The sequence below is a fragment of the Micromonospora sp. NPDC000668 genome (assembly GCF_042897975.1).
GTDB lineage: Bacteria > Actinomycetota > Actinomycetes > Mycobacteriales > Micromonosporaceae > Micromonospora.
This window is the reverse complement of sequence record NZ_JBIAYP010000008.1, coordinates 172,944-187,201: the sequence shown is the minus strand read 5'-3', so window position 1 is coordinate 187,201 and position 14,258 is coordinate 172,944. Positions and strand designations below refer to the sequence as shown.

9 protein-coding genes are annotated in these 14,258 nt (G+C 69.6%); 7 read left to right on the top strand and 2 right to left on the bottom strand.

The annotated features are described in order from the left end of the window. Window positions 1-9 precede the first annotated feature (9 nt). From ACFY29_RS32685 to ACFY29_RS32665, 5 genes are all read left to right on the top strand, one after another. On the top strand, window positions 10-3,189 hold the full coding sequence (locus ACFY29_RS32685) for an OmpL47-type beta-barrel domain-containing protein (RefSeq protein WP_386992284.1): 3,180 nt from the start codon (window positions 10-12) through the stop codon (window positions 3,187-3,189). A 24-nt stretch (window positions 3,190-3,213) separates the two neighbouring features. Continuing rightward, entirely contained in the window at window positions 3,214-3,837 is a 624-nt protein-coding gene (locus ACFY29_RS32680; RefSeq protein WP_328417664.1) for a hypothetical protein, read from the top strand. A gap of 65 nt (window positions 3,838-3,902) precedes the next feature. Next, on the top strand, window positions 3,903-4,961 hold the full coding sequence (locus ACFY29_RS32675; protein ID WP_386992281.1) for a hypothetical protein: 1,059 nt from the start codon (window positions 3,903-3,905) through the stop codon (window positions 4,959-4,961). Between the two features lie 87 nt (window positions 4,962-5,048). Continuing rightward, on the top strand, window positions 5,049-8,072 hold the full coding sequence (locus ACFY29_RS32670; RefSeq protein WP_386992280.1) for a beta-L-arabinofuranosidase domain-containing protein: 3,024 nt from the start codon (window positions 5,049-5,051) through the stop codon (window positions 8,070-8,072). Between the two features lie 311 nt (window positions 8,073-8,383). Further along, on the top strand, window positions 8,384-9,412 hold the full coding sequence (locus tag ACFY29_RS32665) for a LacI family DNA-binding transcriptional regulator (protein WP_328417658.1): 1,029 nt from the start codon (window positions 8,384-8,386) through the stop codon (window positions 9,410-9,412). A 53-nt stretch (window positions 9,413-9,465) separates the two neighbouring features. On the opposite strand, the gene ACFY29_RS32660 is transcribed toward ACFY29_RS32665, so the two are convergent. Beyond that, complete coding sequence (locus ACFY29_RS32660) at window positions 9,466-10,488, bottom strand: LacI family DNA-binding transcriptional regulator (protein WP_328417656.1); 1,023 nt, start codon at window positions 10,486-10,488, stop codon at window positions 9,466-9,468. Between the two features lie 352 nt (window positions 10,489-10,840). On the opposite strand from ACFY29_RS32660, the gene ACFY29_RS32655 reads away from it, so the two are divergent. Continuing rightward, window positions 10,841-11,977, top strand: a complete 1,137-nt coding sequence (locus tag ACFY29_RS32655; protein ID WP_386992277.1) for a low temperature requirement protein A — start codon at window positions 10,841-10,843, stop codon at window positions 11,975-11,977. A gap of 35 nt (window positions 11,978-12,012) precedes the next feature. Here the strand turns inward: ACFY29_RS32655 and ACFY29_RS32650 are convergent, their stop codons facing one another. Continuing rightward, window positions 12,013-13,197, bottom strand: coding sequence for a low temperature requirement protein A (locus ACFY29_RS32650; RefSeq protein ID WP_386992275.1), 1,185 nt, complete (start codon window positions 13,195-13,197; stop codon window positions 12,013-12,015). Between the two features lie 216 nt (window positions 13,198-13,413). Between ACFY29_RS32650 and ACFY29_RS32645 the strand changes: the two genes are divergently transcribed. Next, the gene (locus tag ACFY29_RS32645; RefSeq protein WP_355602863.1) at window positions 13,414-14,226 is read left to right on the top strand and encodes an SAM-dependent methyltransferase; all 813 of its coding nucleotides are present in this window, start codon (window positions 13,414-13,416) and stop codon (window positions 14,224-14,226) included. Window positions 14,227-14,258: the final 32 nt, after the last annotated feature.

Here is a 14,258-nt window from a genome sequence, read left to right as displayed (position 1 = left end):
ATCGACACCGTGAACACCACCGTGGTGCGCGGCGCCGCCCCACCAACCGCCCGGCCGTCGCGTCGGCTCCGCAGGATGGCCGCCGCGACGGCGGTCGCCGGGCTCGTCGCCGCTGGCCTGGTCGGGGTAGCCGCGCCGGCCTACGCCGCCGATCCGTACACCTTCACCGTCAACCCGATCCTCGGCGACGGCAGCTACTACTCGGCCGATCCGGCGCCGGTCGTCGTGCCGGCCGGCGCTCCCGGTAACGACACCGACCGGGACGAGCTCTACATCTACACCGGCCATGACCAGGCCGGACCGTCCACCAACGACTTCATCATGAACGAGTGGGGCGCGTTTCGTACCACGGACGTCGAAGCCGGCGAGTGGACCCACCATCCGTCGCTGATGCGCCCGGAACAGGTCTTCGCCTGGGCGACACCGGGACGCGCGTACGCGGGCCAGGTCATCCAGGGCGTCGACAAGCGCTACTACTGGTACGTCCCGATCAACGAGCGGGACAGCCCGGCGGCCGACAAGTTCGCCATCGGCGTGGCCGTCTCGGACAGCCCGACCGGCCCGTGGACCGACCACGCGGGCGGGCCGATCATCTCCCAGCGGGTGCCCGCGGCCAACACCATCCACAACATCGACCCGACGATCCTCATCGACGGCACCGCCCCGAACCAGCGGGTGTACGTCTGGTGGGGCTCGTTCAGCCAGCTGCGCATGCAGGAATTCCAGCAGGACATGAAGACCCCGGTCGGCACCCAGCGCACCGTCACCGGCCTGACCGGCTTCTTCGAAGGCGCCTGGGTCTTCAAGCGCAACGACACCTACTACATGGCGTACGCCGGCAACAACGCCGGCCCGACCTCGCAGTGCACGCCGGCGAACTACCACGCCTGCATCGCATACGGGACGGCTTCGTCGCCACAGGGGCCGTGGACCTACCGGGGGACCGTGCTCCGGCCGGTCTCCTCGACGACGAGTCACCCGGGCATCCTGGAGTTCAACGGCACGTGGTACCTCGCCTACCACACCGCTGACGCCGTTGGCGGCGGCCACTTCCGCCGCTCGGTGGCGATCGACCCGCTGGAGTGGGACGACACGCTGACCCCGCCGCGGATGAAGCTCGTCACGCCGACACCGATCAGGGGACCGGACCGCACTCCCCGGCCGAACATCGCCCAGGAGGCGACAGTCACCGTCTCCAACCAGCCGGTGCCCACCCAGTACTGGGTCAAGGCGCTCAACGACGAGATCGTCCGATCGAACCCGCTGCCACCGGACATGTGGGGGACCTGGACGGGCAACAACCCGCCACAGCAGTGGGTGCAGTACACGTGGGACCAGCCGATGCGGATCTCCGGTTCGCAGATCGACTTCTGGAACGACCAGCCGCAGGGCAGCGGCGTCGGCGTCGCCGCACCCGCCCGCTGGCGCGTCCAGTACTGGAACCTCGACACCGGGCAGTGGGCCGACGTGCCCAATCCGAGCGGCTTCCCGACCGGCACGCAGGGCTTCCAGGACACCACCTTCGACCCGGTGACCACCACGCAGGTACGCGCCGTGCTCGACGCGTCGACCAACGGCAGCACCTACTCGGCGGTGGCGGTCGAAGAGTGGAAGATCCTCGCAGCGCAGCCGGAGACCGTCAGCGCACCGACAATGACGGTGGAGGTGGGGGAGACCGAACTGCCCGGCAGCGTTCCCGTGTCGTTCGGCGCCGAAACGCTGGGGGTGCCGGTCTTCTGGGACCCGGTCCAACCCGACGACGTCGCGACGCCCGGAACGTTCACCATCCAGGGCAGTGTGCTCGGCTACGCCGCCAGTCGCGTATCCGCGCAGGTCCGAGTCATCTCGCCCGGCGACACCGAGGGCGACAAGACCCCGCCGACACTGACGCTCACGCCCAGCGGCAGCGCGGGCAGTGCCGGCTGGTTCCGGTCCGCGGTGCGGGTGCGCGTCGCCGGCACCGACGACCGTGGCGGTCGGCTGACCATCGAGTCGCGGGTGGACGACGGCGAGCCGGTCACCGCGAGTGACGTGCGGTCGGTTGACGTCACCGTCTCCGGAGACGGTCAGCACACCGTGCGGGCGACCGCGACCGACCGCGCCGGCAACGTCTCCGCGCCCGCGAACGTCCCCGTACGCATCGACGCCACGGCACCGGTCAGCACCGCCACCGCGAACAGCGCCACCCGGACGGTCACGGTGACCGCCAGCGACGCGACCTCCGGGGTCGCCCGCATCGAGTACTCCATCGGCACCGGCGCGTGGACCGCCTACAGCGGCGCCATCGCGGCACCCGACTCCAACCGGCACACCGTGTTGTTCCGTGCGCTCGACGTGGCGGGAAACCTGGAGACCGCCAAGACGGTCACCATCCCGGCGGACCTGTCCGGGCCACTCACGGGCAACATCGGGCCCATCGCGACCCCGACCGCCTCCTACACGGCGGGTTGGAACAGCGTCACGGCCCTCAACGACGGCGCCGACCCGTCGAACCCGAGCCAGGCCCAGCTCTGGGGCACCTGGTCCGGCACCCGTCCGGCGACCCAGTGGGTCCAGTACGACTGGTCGCGCCCGGTACGAATCACCGGCGCCGAACTGAAGTTCTGGCGGGACGCCAACCGCGGCACCGGCGACGGCGTCGCCGAGCCCGACGGGTGGGTGCTGCAGTACTGGGACGAGCCCGGCTCGGCCTGGCGCGACGTGACCGGCGCATCCGCCTACGGCACGAGCACCACCGCGTTCAACACCGTCACCTTCGACCCCGTCACCACGCCCCGGGTGCGGGCCACGATCCGGGCCAACGGGAACGGCACCACCTACTCGGCGGTCGCGATCACCGACTGGCGGGTCTTCGCCGACGACCCGGGCGTACCACCGGAGGTGCCCGTCACGGTCAGCGCGCAGGCGCGGTGCGTCGGCGGTAGGGCGTACGTCGCCGTGCAGGCGCGCAACGAGCACGACGCGCCGGTGGACATCGTCCTGGAGACGGCGCACGGCCAGCGTTCGGTCGCCGATGTGGCGCCGGGTGCGAACGCCTACCAGTCGTTCGCGACCCGGGCGGTCTCGGTGGCGGCCGGCTCGGCGACCGTCCGGGCCACCGGGCCCATCAACGGCGAGGACGTGACGACCGTCCGCACCGCAGACCACGCCGGTGTCGATTGTGCCGGCGATCCCCGTCAGGCTCCGTAACCACTAGTGACATTGGAGTAGCAGATGAACACGTGGAATCGAAAGCGGTTGATCGCGGCGGGCGCGGTGCTGGTCGGGACGGTGGCGTTGCAGTCGCCGGCCCGGGCGGAGCCCGGTGACAACGCCGACGTGCAGGTGACGGTCGACATCGAGGAGATCACCGAACCTGGTGTGCTCGCCATGTCGATCGCCGGCAACTCGGTCGCGCTGTCCGAGGACGGCTCGACCCTGCTGGTCCGTCAGTTTGTCGGCACCTTGCCGACGGTGACGGTCACCGACACCCGTACGGCCGAGGAGGTGCCCGACAACGCCGCCTGGGCCGTGCTGGGTAGCGCCACCGACTTCGTCGGCGGCGCCGGTCAGGCTCCGATCAGCGCCGGCCACCTTGGTTGGAAGCCGCGCCTGCTCGACGGCGGCGACACCGGCCTGGTCTCCGGAGGCGAGGAGGTGGTGACCGTCCTGGACGAACCGACCCAGCCCGGCAACAACGTGGGCCTGGTCGACCAGGAGCTGTTGGTGTCGACGTTCGACTCCGCGGCGGTCACCGGCGACGCGTACTCCGTCAACGCCGACCTGTACCTGCGGACCCCGGCGGATGTCGCCGCCGGCTCGTACACCTCGACGTTGACCCTGTCCCTGTTCGAGTGACGCACGGGTGGGGGCCGTCTCGCCGCGGCCCCCACCATCACATCCCTTCGTCGAAGGACCCCGCGATGATCCGGACCTTGCCGCGGACGCCGATGCGGCTGCTCGCCCTGCTGGCCGCGGTGCTCGTCACCGTGCCGATCGCACCCGCCACCGCAGCGGCGGAACCGACCAGTCCGACCCTGACCTGGGCGGTCCAGCCAGCCAACCAGCAGGGTCCCGACGGCCGCCGGTGGATCGAGCGCACGCTCGACCCGGGTCAGGTGGTGACCGAGCACCTGGCCGTGCGGAACCTCAGCGACGGCAGGGCGGTCTTCGCCCTGAAGGCCGCCGACGGCTACCTCACCGACAAGGGGCGCTTCAACATGCTCCCGTCCGACCGAGAGTCGGACGACGGCGGCACCTGGATCACGGTGCAGAGGACGGTCACCGTCGGGCCCAAGGAGACGAAGGTGGTGCCGTTCACCATCACCGTGCCGCACGACGCCTCGCCGGGGGACCACCCGGCCGGCATCGCGGCGACGGTCACGAGCACGGGGGGCACGGTCGCCGTCGAGAGCCGGGTCGGGTTCCGGGTCATGCTGCGGGCCAGCGGTACGGTCACGGCCGCCCTGGCGATCAGCGGTCTCACCGCCAGGTACGAGCGCTCGTGGAACCCCTTCTCGGCCGGCGCCATCCACCTCAGGTACACCACGACGAACAACGGCACCGTGGCGGTGACCGGTACCGGCCGGACGACCGCCACCGGGCCGCTCGGCCTGGGCACGCGGCAGACCTCAACGAAGGTCGACGAGATGCTTCCCGGCGGCAGCCGGGAGGTCGACGCCCGCGTCGACGGAGTCCGGGCATGGGGGCGACTTCGGACGAGCGTCGACGTCACCCCGGCCGTCCCCGGCGCTGGCCCCACCGGCGCCGAGATCCAGTCCGCCACCGCCACCGTCACGACCTGGGCTCTGCCCTGGCCGCAACTGGCCCTCGCTGCCATCCTCGCAGCCCTCGCCCTCACCATCCGGAGCACCGCCCGGCGACGCCGGCGGCGACTCGCGCAGCTGCTCGCCGACGCCCGGGACGAGGGCCGGGCGGAAGCCGGGAGGCAGGCCGCACCGTCAGCACGTACCCCCGCCTGAAAGGACGATTTTCACGTGGTCCAATCCGAGAAAATGCCCGCCAGTCGACGTCAGGTACTTCAGGCATCAGCCGTCGGTGTCGCCGCAGTGGCCACCGCGGGCGCGCTCCCGACGACCGCTGCCCAGGCAGCAACAACCTCCGAGGCGACAATCGGCCCGACCGCGCGGGGCGCGACCCCGGCCGATCCCGGCCCCGGCGGCACCGCCCCGGTCAGGCCGTTCCAACTGCGCGACGTGACGCTGGGCGACGGCCTGCTCCAGGAGAAGCGCGACCGGATGAAGAACTACCTTCGGCAGCTCGACGAGCGGCGCTTCCTCGTGCTGTTCAACAATCAGGCCGGCCGGCCGAACCCGCCGGGCGTCTCCGTCCCCGGAGGCTGGGAGGACGGCGGGCTGCTCAGCGGCCACTGGGCCGGCCACTTCATGACAGCCCTGGCGCAGGGCTACGCCGACCATGGAGAGCCGATCTTCAAGAGCAAGCTCGACTGGATGGTCGACGAGCTCGCGGCGTGCCAGGCCGCTATCACCGCGCGGATGGGCGGCGACCCGGGCGGTGAGGAACCGGAGGAGCCGCAGATCGGCCGGGTGCCGGGCCGCTTCGGAAGTGGCCTCCGCCTGAACGGCCCCAGCCGGGCACAGCACGTGGCCCTTCCCCAGGAGGCGATCAGCCAGCTCGCCGACTTCACCATCGCCACCTGGGTGAATCTCGCATCCGCCCAGAGCTGGAGCCGGCTGTTTGACTTCGGCCAGAACACCACGGTCAACATGTTCCTGACCCCGCGTGCCGGTGTCACCGGCAACGTGCCGAGGTTCGCGATCACGGTCAGCGGAAGCGGCGGGGAGCAGCGGATCGACGGCGCCGCGGCATTGCCGACCAACCAGTGGGTGCATCTGGCCGTCACCCTCACCCAGAACACCGGCACGCTGTACGTGAACGGCCAGCAGGCCGGCCAGAACACGACCATGACCCTCAGTCCGGCCGACCTCGGGAACCCCGGAAACCGGTGGATCGGGCGGTCGCAGTACGGCGATCCATTCCTGGACGCGACCGTCGACGAGTTCCACATCTTCGACCGTGCCCTAAGCCAGCCAGAGGTCCAGTCGCTGCTGGACTCGGCGGACGGGAGCACCGGCGGCGGCTCGATCGCCTGGTACCGGTTCGAGGAGGAGGAAGGCTCCACGATCAGGGACGCCTCGCCCAACGGCCGGGACGGCGGCATCGTGGCGAGCCAGAGCGGCGGTGCCGCCGTCTGGGTCCCGACCCACCCGGGTTATCTGGGCGCGATCCCGGAGGACGCGGTGCTCCGACTCGGTCCACCGAGGTGGGCCGTCTACGGCGGCGACCTGACCACCAACACCTGGGCGCCGTGGTACACGCAGCACAAGATCATGCGTGGTCTGCTCGACGCGTACTACCACACGGACAACCAGAAGGCCCTCGACGTGGTCGTCAGGATGGCCGACTGGGCTCACCTCGCGCTCACCGTCGGGGACAAGAACCACCCCGCGTACTCGGGCCCGATCACCCGGGACAACCTGAACTACATGTGGGACCTCTACATCGCGGGCGAGACCGGGGGCGCGAACGAGGTGTTCCCCGAGATCTACGCGCTCACCGGCGACGCGAGGCACCTGGACACCGCCAAGCGCTTCGACAACCGGGAGTCACTCTTCGACGCCTGCGTCGAGAACCGCGACATCCTCGTCACGACGCCACAGACCCGTCCCGGTCGTCGTCGGCCGGACCGGCTGCACGCCAACTCGCACGTGCCGCAGTTCGTCGGCTACCTGCGCGTCTACGAGCACAGCGGCGACCGCGAGTACCTCCAGGCCGCCAAGAACTTCCTCGGAATGGTCGTCCCGCACCGGATGTACGCCAACGGCGGAACGGGCGGCAACTACCCAGGTTCCAACAACAACACCGAGTTGTTCCAGAACCGGGGCAACATCGCGAACTCGATCGCCCAGGGCGGCGCGGAGACCTGCACCACCTACAACCTGATCAAGCTGGCTCGTAACCTGTTCCTCCACGAGCACAACCCGGCCTACCTGGACTACTACGAGCGCGGCCTGCTCAACCAGATCCTTGGTTCGCGCGCCGACAACACGAACGTCAACAACCCGCAGGTCACCTACTTCCAGCCGCTGACCCCGGGGGCCACCCGCAGCTACGGCAACACCGGCACCTGCTGCGGCGGCACCGGCATGGAAAACCACACCAAGTACCAGGAGACGATCTATTTCAAGTCGGCCGACGGCAGGACGCTCTGGGTCAACCTGTACGCACCGTCGACGCTGACCTGGGCCGAGAAGGGCTTCGTCGTCACTCAGGAGACGAGCTACCCGCGAGACGACCGCACCAGGCTGACCGTCAACGGCCGCGGCCGTCTCGACATCAAGCTGCGGGTGCCGGGCTGGGTGCAGAAGGGCTTCTTCGTCACGATCAACAGCGTCGCTCAGAAGGTCGCCGCCAAGCCCGGCAGTTACCTGACCTTGAGCCGGACCTGGAAGCCGGGCGACACGATCGAGATTCGGATGCCGTTCAGCATCCGAATCGAGCGGGCCCTGGACCGCCCCGACACGCAGTCGGTCTTCTGGGGTCCCCTCCTCATGCAGATCCTGGGGAACCCGGGTGTGGGCAACTACCGGGAACTGTCCCTGTACCGCCACTTGAAGCGGGACGGCGACTACGCCCGCTCGGCGATCACTCACGACAGCACCACGGCGACGGGTGACGCGCTGTTCACCACGCACGGCTTCACCCTGCGGCCGTACCACATCGGCGACGCCCAGGCCGCCTCGACGTACTTCCGGCGGGTCGAGCCGACGATCGTGTTCGGGTCGGTCGACACCGGTGTGCCGAACCGCAAGCGGAACGACGGCCTGCCGAACTACGACGTACCCGTAGCGGGCATTCCGTCGCCCGGCAGCGACGGCCCCACCTTCCTCGACCTGGTCTGGGATCAGGCGCCCTTCAAGAACCACGGCCAGTTCGTGTCGACCGTCAGTCACATCGCGAAGGCGTTCGTCGAGGCCGGCATCTTCAGCCGGGGGGAGAGGTCGATCGTCGTGACGAGCGCCGCTCGATCGAACAAGGAGCTCGCTCCGTAGGCGGTGCCGGCTGTTGCCCGCCCACTTCATGGATGGCCGTGGCCCGGTCGACCCGACCGGGCCTCGGCTGTTCCGGTGGCCCAACGGCCGGCTGCTCAAGGTTTCGAGAGAGGTTTCGAGGAGGCGAGTTGCCGCGACCCCGCCTGCCACAAGAGCGGCGGGATCCCCGTGTAGTGTTCGGGCTGCAACCCCGCCGCAACGTCGCCGAAAAGGTTTTAGGATGTGCTTCCGCTGGCTGACCGACACGACACTCCGGCGGCGGCCTCGCCGACGCCCACTGCTGCGGTGTGGGTCGCTGGGAGGGAGCAAGCATGACCACCGAGCCTGAGGTCCCCGCTTATCGCCCGCCCACGCTCACCGATGTCGCCAAGCTCGCCGGGGTGTCGGTGGCTACCGCGTCCAAGGCCATCAACGGACGCGGCGAGGTGCGGACGACCACGAGAGTCCGAGTGCTGGAGGCCGCCGAGTTGCTGTCCTTCGCGCCGAACGCCCTGGCCCGCGGGCTTCTCAGTGGTCGGACCGGGACCGTCGGCCTGCTGACGAGCGACCTGGAGGGGCGCTTCTCGATCCCCATCCTGATGGGCGCGGAGGACGCATCCGGGGCCGGTCAGGTCTCGGTCTTCCTGTGCGACGCGCGCGGCGACGCGATCCGGGAGAAGCATCACGTACAGGCGCTGCTGTCCCGGCGCGTGGACGGCCTCATGGTCGTGGGCTCCCGCACCGACCCCCGCCCGCCGCTGGCCGGCAACATCCCCGTGCCGGTCGTGTACGTCTACGCCCCCTCCGCCGATCCGGCGGACATCTCGATCACCGTCGACAACGTGGGAGGTGGACGGCTCGCCATCGAGCACCTGCTGGCGTGCGGCCGGCGCAACATCGCCCACATCACCGGGGAGGCCGGTTTCCAGGCGGCCCGGGACCGCGCCGAGGGCGCGGCGGCGATGCTCGCTGCCGCCGGCCTGAGAATGGTCGGCGACCGGCCCTACTTCGGGTCGTGGGACGAGTCCTGGGGGAGAGCCGCCGCACACATGGTCGTCGAGCAACATCCCGAGGTCGACGCGATCTTCTGCGGCAGCGACCAGATCGCACGGGGTGTCCTGGAGACGCTGCGCGACTTCGGACGCGATGTGCCGCGAACGATCTCGGTGATCGGCTTTGACAACTGGGAAGCCATCGCCGCGGACTCACGCCCGCGTTTGACCAGCATCGACATGAACCTCAAACATCTCGGCGCGGTGGCCGGCCAACGGCTCTTCGCAGCTATCGACGGTGCCGCGGCCAGCTCGGAGGAGTTCCCCGGTCGCGTCGTGATGCGCGAGTCGACCCTGCCCGTCGGCTGAGTGTCGGGGGGTGGATGCCGGCGCGGGTGGTCGAGGCCCTCGGCGAGCGGGTATCAGCGATGCAGCACGGGGCCGGTGGACTCGCGTACGACGAGGCGGCCGGGTTGCCGGATGACGCCGGCGCCGGCGTTGCCGTCCATGGCGGCGAAGAGGTGATTGACCGCGGCGGCGCCGAGTTGTTCGAGATTGAGGTCCACGGTGGTCAGGGGCGGTCGGCAGTCGGCGGCGAAGAACTCCCAGTTGTCGTATCCGACGATCGCCACGTCGTCCGGGATTCGCCGACCGAGGTCGCGCAGGGTGTCGGCGGCGCCAGCGGCGACCTGGTCGTTGCCGCAGAAGATCGCGTCCACGTCAGGTCGGGCGGCGAGCAGTAGCCGGGCGGCGTGCCGGCCCCACCGTTGCGACCACTCGCCGTAGAGCGGGTCGCCGGCGGGGGTGAGCCCCGCCTCGGCGAGCACCGCTCGTAGTCCGGCGACCCGATCGCGTGCCGCGCGGTAGGTGTCCGGCCCGGTGATGTGCCCGATCCTGCGTCGGCCGTGTGACACCAGATGTTCGGCGGCGAGCCGGGCGCCGCCCTCGTCGTCGGCGACGATCGACAGGTCTCGCGGATCGGTTGACTCGGCGTAGGCGTAGACCACCGGGACCGGGATGTCCTGTGTCAATGACGGGCGCAGGTCGTTGCTGTCGCCGACCACGATGAACCCGTCGACCTGGCGGGCGAGCAGGGTGCGGATGTAGTGCTGGCGGCGGATCGCGTCGCCGCGAGCGTCGCAGAGCAGGACGGACATCTGCCCGTTGCCGAGGGCGTTCTCGGCGCCGAGCAGGATGGGTATGGCGAACCGGCCGCCGAGTTCGTCAGTGAGCAGCCCGACCGTGCGGGTGCGCCCGGAGATCAGACCGCGGGCCAGCACGTTGGGCTGGAAGGACAGTTCGGCGGCGGCCCGCAGCACCCGCTCCCGGGTTTCCGGGGCGACCTCGGCGCGGCTGTTCAGTGCCTTGGACGCGGTGGCCACGGAGGTGCCAGCCCGGCTCGCCACGTCGCTCAACGTCACTGACTGGGATCGTCGTCGGCCCACCGAAAGCCTTTCGCAAACATTTCAGGGTGGTTGGTGGCTTGCTTGCTGCCCGTTGGTTCTCGTAAGAGTAGTGCGCAGACCGGCTCCGGGGAAGGCGACGAAGCCGCCGAGGCAAGGTGGACGGCCGATACCGACGACAGTCAATCGAAAGCGTTTTCGGACCGCAGCGCCTCGACAGTTAACCACCGACCGCGTCAGGTCCTTCACGCGGCATCCGGCCCCGGGCAACCACCCTACGTCAATCTTCCGTTACCCGTAGTGTCGGTGGCGGTGACGGTGGACGGGCGCGGCAGGGTGGTCGATGACAGCGGATGGCGACGCCGGGGTTGCGGTTTCCGGCCGGAGGAATCCGGTGCATCCGGCACTCCTGGAACTCTTCTTCGACCTGGTCTACATCTTCGCGCTGATCTCCCTCGCGGAGAAGCTGGCCACCGAGCTCACCTGGACGGGTGCCGCACAGACCGTGGTGCTGCTGCTCGCGTTCACGTTCATCTGGGCGCTGACCGCGTGGGCGGGTGAGTCGCTCGACCGGGGCCGGCCAGCGGTCCAGCTGCAGTTCATCGGGGCGATGGCAGCGAGCCTGCTGTTGGCGGCCACGGTCCCCGACGCGTACGGCAGCCGTGGCCTGCTGTTCGCGATCACCTACGTGGCGATCCACGTCGGCTCCGGCGTCTACCACCTGCTGATCGTGCGGGAGACGTCCCGGCGTGGCAGGAACGGTCGGGTCCTGTTCTGGGAGGCCATCGCCGCAATCGGGTGGATCAGTGGAGGGTTGCTCGGCGACACGGCTCGGCTGGTGCTCTGGGCGGCGGCGGTCGGGGTGGAGTACACCGCGGCCGCTCTCGGCTGGCCGGTGCTGCGACTGGGGCGTCCGCGCTCCGAGGAGTGGGGGCCGGCCAGCGAGAGACTCTCCGAGCGGTACCGGCAGTTCGTCATCATCGCGCTCGGCGTCTCGATATTCACGACAGCGGAGACCTTCAGTCAGAGCGACTACACGGTTCCGCGGGTCTGGGCGCTCGTGGTCGTCTTCCTGGTCGTGGTGCTGATGTGGCGGATCTACATCTACCGTGCGGGAGAACTCCTGACTGACGCGATCGCCAAGTCGACGAACTCCGCCCTGCTGGGCCAGTCCGCCGCGGTCACTCACCTGATCATGGTGGCCGGTATCGGGGGCGCGGCAGTCACCAGCAAGCTCGTCATCGACCGCCCGTTCGGCGAGACCCCACCGTCGTGGGCCGCGGTCATCCTCGGTGGACCGGCTCTCTTCCTGATCGGCCGTGGGCTGCTCGACTACACCGTGTTCGGTCGGGTGTCCAGGTCGCGGCTCGCTGGTCTGGTCCTGCTGGGCGGGGTGGCACCGGCGACGCACCTGCTGCCGCCGCTCATGGTCGTCCTCCTCGCCGTGGTCGTTCTCGCCCTGGTCGCCGTGGCGAACCTGCTGAGCACCCGGGTGCACACCCGGACGGCGAGGCCACCGGCGTTGAACTGACGTCGACCGGGCGGCAGCGCATGCACTCCCGCGGCTCACCGGGCGGGCATCGGGGCACTGGTCAGCCGCGAGCGCGGGGCCGCCGTCTCCACGATCAGCGTGAGCAGCAGGACCAGGTTCGCCACGATCATGATGGCGAGCGGTGGCAGCAGCGGCATCGCGGGTCCGACGGCGCCCAGCACGACCATCCCCACCACCCGTGACCAGAGGATCCGACCGGTGACCACGAAGTCGAACAGGCAGCCACCGAACAGGAAGAGCGCGGGTCCACCCAGGATGGCGACGATCCAGCCCGACGGGGCCTCGCCGAACGGGCGGTCGATGACGAGTGAGTCACTGGCGGAGATGACCACCACCCCCGCCACCATGACCAGGTGGGTGTACGAGGTGGCGGTGCCGGAGCGGAACCGTTCCACCGTCGACACGGCGGTCGGCGCCAGTAGCTGCCGGATCCGGTGGAAGTAGATGTGGAACAGCAGGAGCGCGTTGGCGAACGCGATCGTGCACGCGACCACCCGGCCGGCCTCGAAGCCGCTGGCGGCCAGGCCCATCCCGATGGCCAGGATCAACTCGCCGAGCGAGATGATGAAGATCTGCCGGTGCCGTTCGGACAGGTGTGCGCCGGTGAAGATCTGGCTGGCGAGTTCGGTGCGACCGAGCCCCGGCGTCGGCCAACCAATCCGGGCCGACCCGAGGTCGACCGCCACCGCGATGGACCAGAGCACCAGCCTGGCTGTGCCGTCCACGAACACGCCGGCCACCCATGGCCCGACGGTCACACCGAACCAGAAGAAGACCCGGATGCTCCTGGCCTGGATTGGCCGGTTCACCCGGGTGCCGGGGATGAGAACCGAATCCCGGGCGAGGTGGATGGCGAAGTACGCCGCGACGAAGAGCCACGCGTGTGTGCCGAAGGCACGCGGCACCGCGACGGCCATCAACAGGGTGCCGAACATGACCACGAGAACGGTGGCCTGGATCAGCGGCAGCCGCGGATTGAACAGGTCGGTGAGCCACGCGGTCAACACCCAGACCCACCATGCGGCCAGCAGCAGGACGGCGGTCTGCGCCGCGTTGCGAGCGCTGAGATCGTGGACCAGCCCCGCGGAGAGCCGGGAGAACATGAAGATGAAGACCAGATCGAAGAAGAGCTCCAGGAACGTCGGAAACTCGGGCGCGCCGGGTCGGCGAAGAATCCGGGGTAGCGGACTCGACGTCACGGCGTCTGCCTCCTATGGGACGCCGGACCGGGAGCGGAGGCGCTGGCAACCTGGCAAGGTTCCTGTCACCTCTGAACCTATAAAACAGGACATGCCCGGGCACCCGAAAGGGCTCAGCCCGTCTCAGTTGTTTCTTTGATCTTCAGGCATTGAAGGTCACCGGGGCGCGGGCCTATCGTGTCCGGGACCAACCACGTCACAACCAGAGGAGCCTCGGTGACGGACGCGCCTTCCACGGACGGGGGCCGGGCGAGCACAGTGGACACCAGCGTCCCGCACTCGGCCCGGTTGTGGAACTACCTCCTCGGCGGCAAGGACAACTTCGCCGCTGACCGGGAGGCGGCCGAGCAGGTGCTCGCCTTCATGCCGGAGTTGGTCCAGTCGGCCCGGTTCAACCGCGAGTTTCTGGGCCGTGCCGTGCGGCACCTCGCCGGTGACGCTGGCATCCGGCAGTTCCTCGATATCGGCACCGGCCTACCCACCGCGAACAACACCCACGAGGTCGCCCAGGCGACCGCCCCGGAATCGCGGATCGTCTACGTCGACAACGACCCGATGGTGCTGGTGCACGCTCGGGCGCTGCTGACCAGCAGCCCGGCGGGCGCCACGGACTACCTCGAGGCCGACCTGCGGGACCCGGGCCCGATCCTCGTGCAGGCCCGCCGGACACTGGACTTCGGACAGCCGGTGGCGATCATGCTGTTGGGGATCCTGAACTTCGTCGTCGACGACGACGAGGCGACGCGGATCGTCCGGCGTCTCGTGGACGCCGTACCCACCGGCAGCTACCTGGTCATCTCCCACCCGACCCGCGAGGTCAACCCGGAAGCGGTCGACCAGGCCGTGGAGATGTGGAACGCCGGCGGCGCCGCGCCGATGTGCGTGCGGACACCGCAGGAGATCGCCAGGTTCTTCGACGGCCTCGACATCCTCGAGCCCGGCCTGCTCACCTGCTCCCAGTGGCGTCCGGACGGCAACGACACCACACCCGTCTCCGAATACTGCGCCGTGGCCCGCAAGAGCGGCTGAGCGGTCGGCGAGGCCGCGAGTGACCGCCGGTC

Bases quoted from the DNA above. Each gene is read 5' to 3' on its own strand.
- ACFY29_RS32665 (WP_328417658.1), top strand. From the start codon at position 8,384: ATGACCACCGAGCCTGAGGTCCCCGCTTATCGCCCGCCCACGCTCACC.
- ACFY29_RS32675 (WP_386992281.1), top strand. From the start codon at position 3,903: ATGATCCGGACCTTGCCGCGGACGCCGATGCGGCTGCTCGCCCTGCTG.
- ACFY29_RS32680 (WP_328417664.1), top strand. From the start codon at position 3,214: ATGAACACGTGGAATCGAAAGCGGTTGATCGCGGCGGGCGCGGTGCTG.